Below are 15,874 nucleotides of genomic sequence, written 5' to 3'. Positions count from 1 at the left end.
ACCGCACTCACAACCGCAACCGCCGCCGCACACGCGCGCTCACTCTCACTCTCGCGCTCGGAACCGCGCTTTCGATTGGAGCTGTACCGATGGCATCCGCAGCCGGAGAGCAGCCGTCACTCGAGTCCCCGGCCCTCGCGTCGATCAACACCAGCCCCACGGTCGTCGATGGACGGACCGTTGCACCTGACCCGCGTGCCGGATTCCGCATTCTGCCGTATCTGCAGAAGCCGGCAGCGACCGAGATGACGATCAACTGGTTCACCGAGCTCGGTACGGACGCAGAGATCACGGTGACAGGCCCCGGCCTCGCGGGCGGCACGGCCACAGCAACCGTTCGCGGCGTGCAGAACCCGGTGAACGGATACCAGGAGTCGGAGCTCACACAGGGAGCCTTCGACAACGGGCGCGGAACCGTCGTTCCGCAGGGTGAGTGGATCCGCGCAGACGAGCCATTCAAGTACAGCCACACCATCACAGGCCTCACCCCCGGCGCCGAGTACGAGTACCGCGTCGTTGTCGACGGATACGCCCACGACGCCACGTTCTCCGCCTCACCGTCATTCGGCGAAGGATTCACCGAACCGATCCACGTCATCGCGTACGCCGACTCCGAAACAGACCCCAAGGGCCGGGTCACGAACCGCGAGTGGGAGCAGACAATCACGCTTGCCCCCGGTTCCGAGGAGAGACCAGAGGCGGGTTCGGCGTGGGATGCCACGTTTGGCGGCGGCACCCGCAACGGTGCCTACGCGCTCAACTACATGCTCACCGAAGACGTGGCGATGCGGCTCAACAACGAGATCATCGCGGAGCAGAAACCGGACCTCCTCCTTCTCGCGGGCGACCTCGTCGAGCGGGGTTCGAGCCAGACGCACTGGGACGAGTTCTTCCGCTACTTCGCCGGCGACAACGGCAACCTGCTCGACTCCGTTCCGCTGATCACCTCGCTGGGCAACCATGAGGTCTATGGCTACGGCACTCCGGATGACCGCTCCCTGGTCGTGCGCTCGCGCATGGAGTACAACCAGTACTTCGACACGTTCGGATCAGACAACCCGCACGCCCTCGACGCCTACCACCGGGTCGACTACGGCCCGGTGACCGTGATCTCGGTGGATGCCACGAACGGCTCACCCGACGCGACGGTCGACACGGCACCCGACTCTGAGGCCTCTGTCGGCGACGACTCGACCCTCACACCCGACCAGTACGGCACAGACACGCAGGGGTCATTCACGCTTGCGGAGTACCAGCGCGACTTCCCCGTCGCGATCGAGAACGGCTGGATCGCGGAGGGCGCGCAGCCAGACCAGCCCGCGTTCCACCCGGGCTCTGAGCAATATGTCTGGCTCGAAGAGCAGCTGAAGGATGCCCGGTCGAAGGGGCAGACCATCGTCGTGCAGTGGCATCACGTCGCCTATTCGAATGGCGTGCACGGCACCACCATGGGTAACGACCACCCGGACGACCAGCCGGGCACCCCGATGCGCATCGTCACTCCGATGCTCGAGAAGTACGGTGTCTCGACCGTGATCTCCGGCCACGATGAGATGTTCGAAGCGTCGTACGTCGACGAAGCCGGTGACGGAACGGGCGTCTGGCACTGGGACGTCGGTGTGGCATCCGACGGCCTCCGCGGCGAGAAGATGATTGAGCTCGAAGACGGCACCTTCGCGCCGTACCGCTTCAACACTGCCTCCGACTGGATGGCGCACCTCGACGAGCCCGAGATGTGGAAGACGGATGCCAACGGCGTCAAGCAGCTGGTATCCGGTGGCAAGCACTACGGTCACCTCGACATCTGGATCGAGCCGTACTCCGGTGACGCCCTCGCATCCGGTGAGATCCCGGCAGCAACGATGACCATGACCCCGGTCGCTGTGTTCCCGGTTCTCGATGCCGACTACGAGTTGGCGAGCGTCGAGCGGCGCGAGATGACCTCGGGTGAGCGTGTCGTCTACCTCGACGCCGACGGCCAGGTGATGGACGCGAACGCCGCTCCCGCACCGGCACCGTCGCCCGAGCCCTCGCCCGAACCGACCGAGCAGCCCGAGCCGGCACCGTCACCCGAGCCGACGACGCCTGCTCTGCCCGACGGCACCGACGGTACGGACGGTTCCAATGACGACCCGACGGATGCCACAGATCCCGCGAACTCCGCAGACGATCTCGCCAACACCGGTTCGAACACCAACGTTCTCGGCATGATCGGCGCCGCACTCGCCGCAGTGGCCGCTGGTGCCGGCCTCTGGTGGTGGCGTCGCCCGCGGGCGAAGGCCTAGAGCTTCACGATGACGCCCCCACGAGCACGGTCTCGCGGGGGCGTCATCGTGCGCAGCGAGATGCCAGTAGTGGCCCAAAAAACGTGATTTTTAGGGCCTCTACTGCAAGTTCGATCGGCCATCGAGGCGCCCGGCCACACTCAGTGAGCTGAAGCACCCATTAAGCAGTAGATGCTCAAAAAACCCAGATTCAAGAGCATCTACTGCTTAATCGATGCCCCCCAACTCTGAACCACGGATGCCGCGCCAGAGCTAGCTGAGCAGCCCTGATGCCACGTACACCGTGTTCGCAGACGTGCCGCCGGTGAGCGGGTTGGCGAACGACACCACATGGGCATCGACAGTGCCGAACACCTCAGCCAGGAGCGCCGTGTACGCGTCGTCGGGCGGGTCGTCCGACCAGAGCGCGAACGCTCCCCCCGGCTCGAGGTGCGCGGCCGCCTGGCGGATTCCTTCCACCGTGTAGAAGCCCACTGAGTTCTCGTTGAGCAAATGCCGTGGCGAGTGGTCGATGTCCACGAGGATCGCGTCGAACCGCGAATCGGATGCCGGCTCCGCCCGCATGAGTGCGAAGAAGTCGCCGTGGACGAGGCGAGTGCGAGCATCCGTCACGATGGGAGTTGACACCGGCAGCAGCTCGCGCTGGTGCCAGTCGATGACCGCGTCGAGGGCATCGACCACGGTCATGCTGGCGACCCGGTCATGGGTGAGCACTGCTTCGGCGGTGTAGCCGAGGCCGAGCCCGCCAACGACGACGGTGAGGGCATCACCGTCGACGGCAGCGAGGCCGAGGTGGGCGAGTTCGATCTCGGCGACGGGGAACAGGCTCGACATGAGGAACTCGTCGCCGAGCTTGACCTCGTAGATGTCGACGGCGAGAGCCGGGTCGTGCCGGCGGCGGAGGCTGACCTCGCCGAGCGGGGTCTCCTGCCAGGCGAGCTCTTCGAACCGGAGGCTCATCGGATGCCGGAGGTTCGGGAGAAAGTGCGCATGCCCCATGCTCCCACGCGCCGCCCTCCCTCGTTCGTCGAGTAGCGAGCGAAGCGAGCGTATCGAGACGCGGCGCTGCCCCTCCCGTTCGTCGAGTAGCGAGCGAAGGGAGCGTATCGAGACGCGCCGCCCACCTCCCTCGTTCGTCGAGTAGCTCGCCTTCCCTCCCGTTCGTCGAGTAGCGAGCGAAGCGAGCGTATCGAGACGCGCCGCCCCCATCGCCCCTAAGGTTGCGCGACCGGCTGGTACTCGTCGAGAGTGTCTGCACGGAAGTGGTCCCGAACAACGGCGACCTGGTTCCAGTCGACGTCGATCGCGATCTCTCCGTCATGGTCCGCGGGCCCGATGACGGGCAGGGTGAAGAACGTGACGTCATCCGTCCGGAGGTTACGCAGCTCGAAGCCAAGCCCGACCGCGTACCCGGAGGAGAACCCGCTGTCGACTTCGAGGTATGGAGTAGCTGCCGACATGAGCTCGGTGATCTTGCCAGGGTTGGTCAGAGTCTCCGCACTGAGGAACTTGGCCATGAGGCCTTTCACGAAAGCCTGCTGGTTGCGGAGCCGCTGAAGATCGCCATCGGTGAACGATTCGATCTCTCGGACGTACTCGAGGGCTTGCTTCCCGTTGAGCGTGATCGGCCCCTTTTCGAAGGAACGGAACGGAACCTCGTTGTTCACTTCCACTCCCCCGAGGGCGTCGGTGATCCCGGCAAAGCCCTCGAAGTCGACGCTCGCAACGCGGTCGATACGAGCGTCGAGCACCCCCTCGACCGTTTGCACAGCGAGCGGAACGCCGCCCAGAACGAGAGCAGCATTCAGACGATCCTGACCATGGCCCGGAATCTCGACCCAGCTGTCCTTCATGATCGACATCACATGGACACTTTCGCGGTCTCCCGAGACATGGATCACCATCAAGGTGTCGGAGCGGGTGCCTTCAATGTCGCTGGCGTCAGAGCCGGGGCTGCCCGCGTCAGAACCAATGAGCAAAATGTTCTGCGAAGCATCACCGGTAGCCGCCGGACGATCGGCTTCTGCAGGGAAAGAATTCTCGAACTTTTTAGCGCTGTCGAACGACGCAGACAGGCCATAGGCGTAAGCGCCGAGCGCCGCCAGCACCACGACGAGAAAAACCCCGGTGACAATCAACACAGTGCGCAACGGAAACCGGAACCGCCGTGGTGGCGGCGGCGTCGCGAGATAATCCTGAGGAAGGCTCATCTTGGTATCCAACCAGATGAATCACCCTCCGACGACCCCTTACCCTCATCCGATCCTTCTCTCCCGGGCATAGCAGCCCAGCAAGACGCCGCTACCGGCTAGTTCTGTGATGGAAGCAGGACCATTACGGGGCCCTGTCAATCCCGCAGGCGCTGCGGTCATTTAGAATCGCAGCCCGTCAGTTCGTACCTTGGACCCGCGCTGTCTATGCTTCACAGTGTGGCTATCCGCGAACGATTACTCCCCGTCGCCGGAGAGTCGACCTTAGGATCGAAATCTGTCGGATTCCGACTGGACATTCAAGGACTTCGCGGCCTTGCTGTGTTGATGGTGGTCCTTTACCACGCTGGCCTGCCAGGGCTCACGGGAGGATTTGTCGGCGTAGATGTCTTTTTCGTCATTTCAGGTTTTTTGATCACCGCACATGCGCTCACGGAACTAGGATCGACCGGCAGGATCTCGCTGCCGACATTCATCGCCAAGAGAATCCGCCGGATCATCCCCGCGTCTACCGCGGTCTTGGTACTCACCTCTATCGCTGCGTTGATTCTGATACCGCCGCTCATCTTGAGTCCTGTCCTAAAGGACGCTCTTTCTACCGTGCTTTACGTGCCGAATTTCCGCTTCGCTCAAGCTAACGTCGACTATCTTTCCGATCCGAACCCTTCCTTGTTTCAGCATTACTGGTCGCTCGGTGTCGAAGAACAGTTCTACCTGTTCTGGCCATTTCTGCTTCTACTGGGCTTTGTAATTTTTCGAAAATCACCGCACGGCGTTCTAATCACCCTGATGGCGACCTTCGTGATTTCGTTGGCGCTTTGCGTGTGGCTCACGGAAAGATCACAACCTTGGGCCTTTTTCATGATGCCGACCAGAGCATGGGAGTTTGCCGCGGGTGGCCTCGTAGCGTTCGTGGTGACTTCAACACGGTTCAGGTTGGACCATGCGTGGACCTCCGTCTTTGGAGCGCTGGGATTTGCGGGGCTGTTCGGTAGCGCCGTAGGGTTCAACGATCAAACTCCCTTTCCCGGCGTCGCCGCTCTTCTGCCGGTAACAGCGACTTCACTGCTGATTCTCGCCGGATCGAGACACGGATCGCGGTCATTTTCGACCCGAGTTCTGCGGTGGAAGCCTCTACGGTTCATCGGTGCGATTTCCTTCTCGTTATATCTTGTCCACTGGCCGATGCTCGTCATGCCACAGATCATCTACAGCGACAGGCAGGCGCTGCCCCTGCATTTCACGTTGCTTCTCGCAGCGGCATCCATCCCGATCGCTTGGGTCAGCTACACAGCAGTCGAGCGTCCTGCGCGCAACTGGACTGTTCTTACGGACCGACGGCCCCGAGTGACTGTCATCACAACAATCGCTGTCACGGTCATCGTCGCGCTCGTTTTGCTTTCTGGGGCTCGGTGGATGGATTCGCGACCATTGCATTCGGGAGGCCCCGCTCCCTCGCATAGTCGCGTTTCCGAACTAGCGGCGACAGGATTTGTGCCAACCAACCTTTCGCCTGGCCTGCGCGAGGCTAGTGCGGACAATCCCGCGATCTACCTATCGGGGTGCCATCTTGAATGGGTCGAAACTAATCCGCAAGGCTGCGTAGTCGGACCGCCCGATGCCCCCGTAAGCATCGCGCTATTCGGGGACTCGCATGCAGCGCAGTGGTATCCGGCACTTTCGAAGCTCGCTGAATCCGAAGAGATAGAGCTAAGAAACCATACGAAGAGTGGGTGTCCATCCGTCCGTGTATCGACATCGTTGAACGGCAAACCCTACGTCGAGTGCGACCGATGGCGAGAAGGCGTTATAGGTTTACTGCAGGCCAACCCACCTGATCTGGTGATACTTGCTAACTTCGCCGAAAGCGCCGGCGACCCGAAGAGAGTTGCTTTCAACGAGCGCTGGGGGAGTTCGCTTGGGCTGACCGTTGAAGACCTTGCCCTACACTCTGATGTCGTCGTGCTGGCTGACACTCCGCATTTCGACATTTCGCCGCCCGTCTGCCTGTCGGCGAATCTGCGGACCGCCCTTGCATGTGGTGCTGAACTGCCAGAGGCACTGTGGCCAAACTTAAGCGCGCAAGAGCGCATCTCGACTGTCGCGGCTGGCGGGTACTTTCTTGATCTGACAGGTGAGTTCTGCTCGCTGTCATTTTGTCCGGCGATTGTGGACGACCGTCTCATCTACCGCGACAGTCATCACCTCACAGCGACATTCGCTCAAGGCCTTGCACCAGCGCTGAAAAAGGGGCTGCAAGAAATCATGGCCAAAGCTCAAGAACAGCCTTAGTCCACTGGGCGCACCGGAACTTCATACTCCGAGAGAGAGTCGTCCAGGAAGTGCTGCTTGATGACGGCGACCTGTTCCCAGTCGACGTTGACGACGGACTGATCGCCCTGCGTCCCGGTTCCGAGGGTCGGCATCGTGAAGAACTTCATATCGGCCATGCGGATGTCGCGAAGCTCGAATCCGAGGCTGCCTGCATAGGTAGAGGAGAATCCCGAGTCCACCGTTAGGTACGGAGCCATTGACGAAACCAGGTTGTTGATGGTCACCGGATTGGTCAGGGTCTCCGCGCTGAGGATCTTGCGCAGCACGCCCTTGATGTAAATCTGCTGGTTCCGAACGCGTTGGTAGTCGCCGTCGGCGAACGAGCTGCGTTCCCGAACGAACTGGAGCGCTTCGTCGCCGTTCAGTGTGTTGAGTCCCTGTTCGAAGGACTTGAAAGCAATCGGATTGTCGACCTCCACGCCGCCGAGTGCGTTGGTGACGCCTTTGAAGCCATCGAAGTCCACGATCGCAATGCGGTCGATGCGGGAGCCGATCAGTCCTTCGATGGTCTGCACCGCGAGCGGCACGCCCCCGTAGGCGAGAGCGGCGTTCATCTTCGCCTTGCCGTGACCCGGGATATCTACCCAGCTGTCCCGCATGATCGACATCACGTGGACGCTGTCCCGATCCGATGAGATGTGAACCACCATCATGGTGTCAGAGCGACTGCCTTTGACGTCGTCGATGTCGCCGGAGAGCTCGCCCCGCTTGTCCGAACCCATCAAGAGGATGTTCTGCGATTTGTTTTCCGCGACGGCTGGCCGCGTCGTTTCCTCGGGAAACACCTCTTCCACGGCGATCTTCTTGGCGCTGTCGAATGTGCTGGACAGGTTGACCACGTAGACGCCAACCACAGCGACCGCAATCACCAGGAGGGAAGCAATCAAGATCAGGAAATTGCGGAGTCCGTGGCTCTTGCGCACGGGCTGTTCTTTGAACTCGAAAGGAAACGTCACTGACTCATCAAAGCAGACCAACCTTCACGTTCACCGGGCTAAGGGGCATGACCAGACCCCCAGTACCGGTGACCCGATTTAGAGACCTAGCCGTTGAAACGCACCAGGTCGGCCACAGAACCAATGCGCTCCGCGAACTGGTTCCGGAAGAAGCCGTCCTATTCCTCGCACCCAGGAGCGTCGATGGAAACGGGGGTCGGACGAACCATTGGTGTCGTTTGCACCTCGAGCGGACCGTACTCGAGGTCCGCCGCCCCAGTCATCTGATAACTGACAGTCACCGACTCTCCCGGAGCAATGACGCGGTTAATCCGCACGACGGGCCTTCCGAGATGCGTGCCTTCACTTACTGCCGCTACATCTTGACCGTTAACCTGCCACGAGCTTATGGCGGCGCCTACAGGACCATAAACCACGAAATCTGTGGCAATAAAGCCCGGCTGATAATACGGACCGGTGATGTAAGCAGGCAGATCCGCAGCCTGTTCACGCGTGATGAGATTCTTAAGGGTCACGTCGGTTGTCCAGCTCGGGGCGCTGCCAGCAGGATCGCATTGGGTCGTGGTCGAGCTGACTGAAGCATCAACGTAGTAGTCCATCTTGGACCCTGTCGTGTCATTGAAATAGACGCCAACCGTTGTCCGGTCAGTGTTGCTGGCTGGCAGAGTACCCTCGAGCCGTGTTCCGGCGATGAGATCCTGCTCAGGCTCGTTGGCGCTCCACATCTTCAAACGCCCTTCATTCACGGACTTTGCCACCGCGTCGAGCAGAAGCTTTGTATCGCCCGTTCCCGACTTAAGCGCGTCAAATATTGATACCGCGGCTGCCGCGAAAAAGGTGTCCTGCTGTGGACCTTTCTCGTAGCGGAAATACACCTCATTCAGCAGGACCTGCACGGCGTTATCCCCCGACAACTCCTCGCCGGTGATCAAAGTCACGGGGCCGGTCGCCTTGAGCAGATAGCTCAATCCAACTGGGTCGAAAGAAATGACTCCGTCAATAGGGGTTTCGGTGCCAAACTCTTCTTCCCAGTAGGCCTTCACGAGTTCCACCGTTGTCGGAAAGTGTGGCGTGGCAGTGATGTTCGGGATCCACTTGCCGACGATGTCTGAGTAGATGCGCTCGGTTTCAGCGTCGAGCGTGATCACGGAGTCTGGCCGATTGTTCTTGAAATCGCCGCTGGATGCTTGCTGCGCGATATCAATTTTTCCATCCACCACGCTTAGAAGCGTCATCGCTGCAGGGTTGCCCCCCGAAGCTCGAGCTTCCGAATTGCCTTGAAAGATCATCAGATAATTCCGTGGGCCTGTCGCTCCGAGGGCGTCCGGCAGCACCGACAGAGGCTGCTCAAGTGCGGCTAGCATGGGACGAACCTCTGCGAGCGTCGTGGAAAGCTTCTTTACCCCGCTTTGCAACTGAGGTAGCAGTTGCCCAGTTTCCAAATTCTCGAGGCGTTGCACCGCGACATCTACGGACGTGATTGTGCTGCTCAGCAACGTGCGGACGGCGCTGAGCGCTTCGACATCGAATCGACCATCCACCGGCTTGAGAGAGTCTAAGCTGATTGTGGTCGCGGGCAAGAGAGCATCGGCAGCGAGATCGTCCACAGTTTCTGAGATGATTCGGGTCGCCTTCAGATTAGGCCCGATAATCGGCGCATTCTCAATGACCGCCCAGACCCGCCCTTGGGTCGAGGCACGCGCGCTAGAAGTGTGTTTCTTGAGGGCCGCCGCAGTGGATTCGGCTGCCGTCGAGTCCCCAGCCAGCAGTTCTTTCTGAACCTGCGATGCCAATGGGAGAGCCGCCTCCAGTTCGCTTTTTGCGTCAAGTCCTTTGGGTATGAGATTTAGCGCAAGCAACCCGGCAGCGACGAGGAGGAAGAGAAGGAGCCCTGCGGGAATCCATAACCGTGCACTCTTCAGGAGTGGCTGTCTGGATACATGCATAGGTTTACCTCGTCGCCCCATTGCTCACCACCCGAAGTTTCATAGCCAAAAGTGTCTAGAACTCGACCGACTTGCCTGTTCTGGCGGAGTCGATGATGCCTTCGACGACAGCGAGGGTGCGCAAGCCTTCTTTCATCGTGACAACATCGGTACGCAAACCCAGAACCGCGTCGCGGAAGGCTTCGTGTTCAACCCGGAGCGGTTCACGTTTCGCGATCGCGAACCGGGTCACATCCCCCTCGGACACACCGCGGAACGCGGACATGTACTCCCACTCGGTCGGGATGGTGCCGTTGGCGTAGAAGGTCAGGTCGCTGGAGTTCGTGTCGGCAACATACGCACCACGTTCACCGGTGACGATCGTGATCCGTTCCTTCATCGGCGAGAGCCAGTTCACGACATGGTTCACGATCACACCGTTCTCCAACCGGCCGGTGGCGAGGATCATGTCCTCGTACTCCCGCCCGCTCTTCAACATTGTTTGCGCGAAGATCGTCTTGTGCGGCGACTGCGCCACCCACGCCGTCAAATCAACGTCGTGCGAACCGAGGTCCTTCGCGACCCCGACATCAGCGATCCGGGACGGGAACGGCCCCTGACGACGCGTCGCGATCTGATACACCTCGCCCAGGTCCCCGGCCTCGATCCGGCGACGCAACTCCTGCAACGCCGGGTTGAACCGTTCAATATGACCAACAGCACCAATCAGGCCCTTGTTGGCGAACGCGTCGACCATCCGCTGTCCGGCCTCGACCGAGTGCGCGATCGGTTTCTCGACCAGGGTGTGAACGCCCGCGTCGGCAAGTTTCAACGCCGCCGCCTCGTGGAACGCCGTCGGCACCGCGACAACAGCCATGTCGATCCCGACACCGATCAACGCATCTATATCCGGCAGAACATCAAGCTTCCCGGCGACATTATGTGGGTCCCCGCCCGGGTCAGCGATCCCGACCAGATCCACCCCGGGCAACTCCCTCAGCACCCGGGCGTGGTGCCGACCCATCTGGCCAACACCGAGCAACCCCACCCGCAACTCAGCCATCAGGCGCCCGCCTTCACCACAGTATTCACCGCGGCGACAACCCGTTCCAGGTCGTCCTGCGACAGTGACGGGTGCACCGGCAACGACACCACCTCGGCGGCGGCGCGCTCTGTTTCGGGCAGGTCGAGCCCGGGCGCGAGATGCGTCAACGACGGCAACCGGTGATTCGGTACCGGGTAATACACACCGCTACCGACCTGGTGCTCGTCCTTCAACGCCTGAACGAACCCGTCACGGTCCTCCGGAACCCGAATCGTGTACTGGTGATACACATGCACAGCACCCTCAGCAACCGGAGGCACGATCACACCTTCAAGGTTCGCATCCAGGAACGCAGCGTTCTCCTGACGGGTTTTCGTCCACCCACCAACCTTCGTCAACTGCACCCGGCCGATCGCCGCATGAATATCCGTCATCCGGTTGTTCAACCCGACAACCTCGTTCTGGTACTGGGTCTCCATACCCTGGTTACGGAACAGCTTCACCCGGCGGACGAACTCGTCACTGTCACAGGTCACCATCCCACCCTCACCACTGGTCATGTTCTTCGTCGGATACAGGCTGAACATCCCGAACCGACCAAACGACCCCACCCGCTTACCATCCAGCTCAGCACCATGCGCCTGAGCCGCATCCTCATACACATCCAGGTCGTACTTCTCCGCCAACGCCACCAACTCACGCAAATGCGCCGGGTGCCCATACAAATGCACCGGCATGATCGCCTTCGTCCGGCTGGTGATCGCCGCCTCAACCGCGACCGGGTCCAGAGTGAACTGGTCCGGTTCGATATCCACAAACACCGGAGTCGCCCCGGTCAACGCCACCGAGTTCGCCGTCGCCGCAAAAGTGAACGACGGCACAATCACCTCATCGCCCGCGCCGATACCGGCGGCAAGAAGACCGAGGTGCAAACCGGACGTGCCAGAGTTCACCGCGACACTCGCCCGACCCTGCACCATCACCTCAGCGAACTCAGCCTCAAACGCCGCCACCTCAGGACCCTGAGCAACCATCCCAGAACGAAGAACACGATCAACCGCCTCGCGCTCCTCATCACCAATAATCGGCCTCGCCGGAGGAATGAAATTCTTGGACATTATGAGCGTTCCCCTTTTACTTGCTCGAACTGATGTCGCAGGTGCGACGAAAACTAGTGTGTGCCGCCGGCGCCGATGACGAGGCGGGGTGTTCCGACCCACGCGTCGGCGCTGGTGGTGTTACGGCCATCGACGAGCAGGCGGATGCCGGGCAGGTCGGCAGCGGTCAACGTTTTGTAGTCGGCGTGGTCGGCCTGAACGATCGCGAGGTCCACCGGCTGGCCGATGTCGTACGGGGTGAACCCGAACCGGCCCAGTTCCTCATCCGAGTACAGCGGGTCGTGGACCAGCACCTCAGCGCCACGCGCGGTGAGCGCCTCCACCGTCGGGAACACTCCGGAGAACGCGGTCTCCTTCACCCCACCCCTGTATGCCGCCCCGAGCACAACAGCACGCATCCCGGTCAGGTTCCCGAGAACATTCGCGGCCTGCTCGACCACACGTTCCGGCATCGACGCGTTCAACGTCCGCGCCGTGCGGACGATCTCAGCATCCTGATCGGTCGAGAGGTACAACCGCGGATACACCGGGATGCAGTGCCCACCAACAGCGATACCCGGCTTGTGAATGTGGGAATACGGCTGCGAGTTACACGCCTCGATCACCGAATACACGTCGATGCCGACGGTGTCAGCGAACAACGCGAACTGGTTCGCCAACCCGATGTTCACATCCCGGTACGTCGTCTCGGCCAGCTTCGCCATCTCCGCCGCCTCAGCAGACCCGAGGTCCCAGACCCCGTTCGGCCGCGCCAGGTCCGGACGCTCATCAAACGTCAACACCGCTTCATAGAACTCCGTTGCCCGGCGCGCACCCTCAACGCTGAGACCACCGACGAGTTTCGGGTACTTCTTCAGATCAGCGAACACCCGACCGGTGAGCACCCGTTCCGGGGAGAACACCAGATGGAAATCGGTGCTCTCGACCAACCCGGAACCCTCCTCGAGCATCGGCTTCCACCGGGTCCTGGTCGTCCCCACCGGCAACGTGGTCTCATACGACACCAGAGTCCCCGGCGTCAGGTGCTCCGCAAGCGACCGCGTCGCAGCATCCATCCAGGCGAAGTCCGGCGCCCACGTCTCATCATTCACAAACAACGGCACAACAAGCACGACAGCGTCAGCACCCGGGATCGCATCCGCGTACTCCGTCGTCGCCCGCAACCTCCCGGCGGGCACCAGAGCAGAAAGCTTCTCCTGCAGCTGCGCCTCACCCGGGAACGGTTCAACCCCCGCGTTCACCAGGTCAACCGCGGCCGGGTTCACATCAACCCCGACCACCTCGTGGCCCGCATCCGCGAACTGAACAGCAAGAGGAAGACCAATTTTTCCGAGAGCAACAACCGCAATACGCATGGGCTCAATCCTAGGTGACGGTGTAGATGGCCCAGATTCTTCGGAGATCAACCGTCCAGACGATTCGATAGACTTCGTATTCTTGCGGGATCTGGGTATGTAATCAGAACCGCTCGGTGTTTGCCGTTGAGCACAAACAGGCTCCCGGCAGCGGCGGCAGATGCCCCGCTGCGGATGACCTTTTCGACGTCTTCGAAGGACCCGGCGCCCCCGAGCGCGACGACGGGGACGTCGAGTGAGCCGGCAATTTCCTCGATCAAGTCCAGGTCATACCCGCCGCCGGTACCGTCGCGATTGACTGATGATATGAGCAGTTCTCCCGCGCCTGACTCCACGGCTTTCTGCGCCCAGCCGAAAGGCGAATGAGCAGTTTTGCGACGGGCTCCGTTAGTCAAGACTTGTCGCCGCCCGAACCTGTCCCGATTCACGTCAACACTGACGACGACGCTCTGGGAGCCAACGGCGTCTGCAATCTCTCTAATCAAGTGCGTATCGTCAGAGGCAGCCGTGCCGAGTATCACCTTCTCAATACCGACTGCGAGTATTTCGGTGGCTTCGTTCACACTGCTGATTCCGCCGCCATAAGCCACCGGCATGAACGCCTCTGAGACGAACTCCTCCAGCCTTGCAAGGTCCGTCGGAGAACCTCGCTTCGTTGCGTCGAGATCTACTACGACCAGTTCATCGACTTGCTTCTCGTTGAAGATCTTTACCGCATTTATCGGGTCACCTACATAACGAGGCCTTCGAAACTTCGTTGTCTTGACCAAGTATCCGTCGCTGAGTTGCAAAACGGGTATCACGCGCGGCATCACGCGGGCAATCCAGCGAAATTCGCGAGAAGTTTCATACCGAAATGGTGGCTCTTCTCCGGATGAAACTGTGCTCCATAGACATTGTCCCGACCGACCATGGAGGTGAAAGAAGGTCCGTAGAGAGTTTCGCCTCCTTCATCTTCTGCATTCTCGCAAACCGCGTGGTAGCTGTGGACGAAGTAAAACCGATTGTCTGCCTCCAAGCCTGCCAGAAGGGGGTTGCTATTTTGCGGTTGCACAGTGTTCCACCCCATGTGTGGGATGCGCCTGCGCCGCGCCGGATCCACGGAGAACCGTTGGCTTCGTCCTGCGATCAGGCCGAGACCGGGCAGCTCGCCTTCCTCGCTCGAGTCAAGCAGAAGCTGCATCCCAAGGCATATTCCGAGAACGTCTCGGCCACCGTGCGCATACTCAAGAATTGAGTCGAACAGATTTAATTCTGTCAGTCGCCGAACTGCGTGGTCGAAGGAACCGACGCCGGGTAAGAGCAGTTTTGCGGCGCCAGCGATTTCGTAGGGAGTTCGCACGAGTTCAGCGTCGACTCCGATGTGTCGAAACATATTAAGCACGGAACCCAGATTGCCGACCCCGTAGTCGACGACGCCGACCGCTTGTGAACCGTTCAACTGACCTTTGCTTTCGTTGAGAAGCGCGAGCGAAGCCCCAGGAGTGCGTCGAACAGCCACTCTTGGTTGCGGTACTCCTTGTAACTCCGCGGCTCGGCGCGCACGAGTTCAGCTAACTCCTGAGGCGCAATCCCCAGCTTTTTCGCTATGAACTTATGGTCCTTTTCTCGAAGAGCAGCGTCATAGGGTTCGACATCTAATTCTTCGAGTGCTTCCTCTCTCGATAGTTGTCTAGAGAGGATCAAAGAACTGAGGTGTGCTCGCCGCTTGTCGAAGCCGAACTTGGTGGGCAGATAGTAGCCCTGAAAGTATCGAGTGAAAACAGATTCATGGTGTTTTCCACCGTAGTCACGCCACCCCAACCGAGAACTGATCGCACTCTTCGCCTCAGCCTTGACGTAGGGCATGTAGTTCAAAAACTTTACTGTGCGGATGCGCCGCACACGTTGATACCAAAGGTAACGCGAGAACACCCCCATGACTGGGTAGCTCTTCAAACGAACGGAGCCGAACCGGCGGTGAATATCTCGCAATTGCATTGCGTCAGCCGAGTTGTATCCCCACGCCTTCGGCAGAATCGACTCCGTCGCTAGATTGCTGCCAGACAAGATGTACTTGATCCCGTACTTGGATGCTTGTCGATACGCAACGGCAGGAAACGCGTGGTCCGTGGGCGTATCGGAGTTGGCAACGGACGATCGCAGGAAAGCGAGTTGAAGGTCTCTCATCTCACGCCAATCGACTACGTCTGTGTAGAGATCCAGATTCAGTCTCTGAACAATCCCCTCGACGTTGCTGACCGCAAGCTCTGAGTTCCATCCGCTATCGAAATGAACAGCTAATGGGCGCAATCCGAGTTCCTTCGCGCGCAGAGCAACGTACGAGCTATCGACCCCTCCGCTCACACCCACGATGCAGTCATACGGCTTCCCCTTACCCGCGGCCTTGATTTCCGTCACAAGTGCCGTCAACTCGGGCTCTCGTTCACCGCGCTGCGCGGCTTCGACTGTTTCCCGGAGAGCCGAATCGAAGTGAGTGCAGTAGCGACACAAACCCGATTGGTCAAAGAAAATTGAGGGATCCGAGGTGTCCATCACGCACCGCACACAAACTTGGTAGTCGGTAGCGTCTATCAATACATCTCCTTGGAAAGTGGACCGAGACCAACGAACTTGTAATCGTCAGACAGTGCGGATCGCTATCTC

12 protein-coding genes are annotated in these 15,874 nt (G+C 60.2%); 2 read left to right on the top strand and 10 right to left on the bottom strand.

Annotation, left to right across the window (positions count from 1 at the left end):
• Nucleotides 1–89 precede the first annotated feature (89 nt).
• Nucleotides 90–2,285 (top strand): metallophosphoesterase family protein, encoded by a 2,196-nt coding sequence (locus ACWA1Q_RS02710; RefSeq protein ID WP_463759310.1) that lies wholly within the window; start codon nt 90–92, stop codon nt 2,283–2,285.
• A gap of 252 nt (nt 2,286–2,537) precedes the next feature.
• Here the strand turns inward: ACWA1Q_RS02710 and ACWA1Q_RS02705 are convergent, their stop codons facing one another.
• Nucleotides 2,538–3,284 (bottom strand): spermidine synthase, encoded by a 747-nt coding sequence (locus tag ACWA1Q_RS02705; RefSeq protein ID WP_463759308.1) that lies wholly within the window; start codon nt 3,282–3,284, stop codon nt 2,538–2,540.
• Between the two features lie 215 nt (nt 3,285–3,499).
• Nucleotides 3,500–4,495 (bottom strand): LCP family protein, encoded by a 996-nt coding sequence (locus ACWA1Q_RS02700; protein ID WP_463759306.1) that lies wholly within the window; start codon nt 4,493–4,495, stop codon nt 3,500–3,502.
• Between the two features lie 219 nt (nt 4,496–4,714).
• On the opposite strand from ACWA1Q_RS02700, the gene ACWA1Q_RS02695 reads away from it, so the two are divergent.
• On the top strand, nt 4,715–6,787 hold the full coding sequence (locus ACWA1Q_RS02695) for an acyltransferase family protein (protein ID WP_463759304.1): 2,073 nt from the start codon (nt 4,715–4,717) through the stop codon (nt 6,785–6,787).
• Here ACWA1Q_RS02695 and ACWA1Q_RS02690 read toward each other — a convergent pair.
• The 8 genes from ACWA1Q_RS02690 to ACWA1Q_RS02655 form a co-directional block, all read right to left on the bottom strand.
• The gene (locus ACWA1Q_RS02690; RefSeq protein WP_463759303.1) at nt 6,784–7,806 is read right to left on the bottom strand and encodes an LCP family protein; all 1,023 of its coding nucleotides are present in this window, start codon (nt 7,804–7,806) and stop codon (nt 6,784–6,786) included. The genes ACWA1Q_RS02695 and ACWA1Q_RS02690 overlap by 4 nt on opposite strands.
• Before the next feature lie 137 nt (nt 7,807–7,943).
• Nucleotides 7,944–9,731 (bottom strand): DUF4012 domain-containing protein, encoded by a 1,788-nt coding sequence (locus ACWA1Q_RS02685; RefSeq protein ID WP_463759301.1) that lies wholly within the window; start codon nt 9,729–9,731, stop codon nt 7,944–7,946.
• A gap of 55 nt (nt 9,732–9,786) precedes the next feature.
• Nucleotides 9,787–10,773: a Gfo/Idh/MocA family oxidoreductase gene (locus ACWA1Q_RS02680; RefSeq protein ID WP_463759300.1), complete on the bottom strand. Its 987-nt coding sequence runs from the start codon at nt 10,771–10,773 to the stop codon at nt 9,787–9,789.
• Nucleotides 10,773–11,873 carry a DegT/DnrJ/EryC1/StrS family aminotransferase gene (locus ACWA1Q_RS02675; protein ID WP_463759298.1) on the bottom strand — a complete coding sequence of 367 codons (1,101 nt, stop codon included), beginning with the start codon at nt 11,871–11,873 and terminating at the stop codon, nt 10,773–10,775. Before ACWA1Q_RS02675 ends, ACWA1Q_RS02680 begins: the two co-directional genes overlap by 1 nt.
• 53 nt (nt 11,874–11,926) lie before the next feature.
• A complete protein-coding gene (locus ACWA1Q_RS02670) occupies nt 11,927–13,228 on the bottom strand; it encodes a nucleotide sugar dehydrogenase (protein WP_463759296.1) in 1,302 nt (433 codons plus the stop codon).
• Between the two features lie 47 nt (nt 13,229–13,275).
• On the bottom strand, nt 13,276–13,998 hold the full coding sequence (locus tag ACWA1Q_RS02665) for a HisA/HisF-related TIM barrel protein (protein WP_463759294.1): 723 nt from the start codon (nt 13,996–13,998) through the stop codon (nt 13,276–13,278).
• 41 nt (nt 13,999–14,039) lie between these two features.
• Nucleotides 14,040–14,669: an imidazole glycerol phosphate synthase subunit HisH gene (gene hisH / locus ACWA1Q_RS02660; RefSeq protein WP_463759292.1), complete on the bottom strand. Its 630-nt coding sequence runs from the start codon at nt 14,667–14,669 to the stop codon at nt 14,040–14,042.
• A complete protein-coding gene (locus ACWA1Q_RS02655; RefSeq protein ID WP_463760752.1) occupies nt 14,666–15,763 on the bottom strand; it encodes an N-acetyl sugar amidotransferase in 1,098 nt (365 codons plus the stop codon). Before ACWA1Q_RS02655 ends, hisH begins: the two co-directional genes overlap by 4 nt.
• Nucleotides 15,764–15,874: the final 111 nt, after the last annotated feature.

Source organism: Mycetocola sp. TRD_SC_2 (assembly GCF_055361225.1).
Note: the sequence above shows the minus strand (reverse complement) of the source record. Positions and strands in the feature narration are given on the sequence as shown.

Bases quoted from the DNA above. Each gene is read 5' to 3' on its own strand.
- ACWA1Q_RS02710 (WP_463759310.1), top strand. From the start codon at position 90: ATGGCATCCGCAGCCGGAGAGCAGCCGTCACTCGAGTCCCCGGCCCTC.
- ACWA1Q_RS02705 (WP_463759308.1), bottom strand. From the start codon at position 3,284: ATGGGGCATGCGCACTTTCTCCCGAACCTCCGGCATCCGATGAGCCTC.
- ACWA1Q_RS02700 (WP_463759306.1), bottom strand. From the start codon at position 4,495: ATGAGCCTTCCTCAGGATTATCTCGCGACGCCGCCGCCACCACGGCGG.
- ACWA1Q_RS02685 (WP_463759301.1), bottom strand. From the start codon at position 9,731: ATGCATGTATCCAGACAGCCACTCCTGAAGAGTGCACGGTTATGGATT.
- ACWA1Q_RS02680 (WP_463759300.1), bottom strand. From the start codon at position 10,773: ATGGCTGAGTTGCGGGTGGGGTTGCTCGGTGTTGGCCAGATGGGTCGG.
- ACWA1Q_RS02675 (WP_463759298.1), bottom strand. From the start codon at position 11,873: ATGTCCAAGAATTTCATTCCTCCGGCGAGGCCGATTATTGGTGATGAG.
- ACWA1Q_RS02670 (WP_463759296.1), bottom strand. From the start codon at position 13,228: ATGCGTATTGCGGTTGTTGCTCTCGGAAAAATTGGTCTTCCTCTTGCT.
- ACWA1Q_RS02655 (WP_463760752.1), bottom strand. From the start codon at position 15,763: ATGGACACCTCGGATCCCTCAATTTTCTTTGACCAATCGGGTTTGTGT.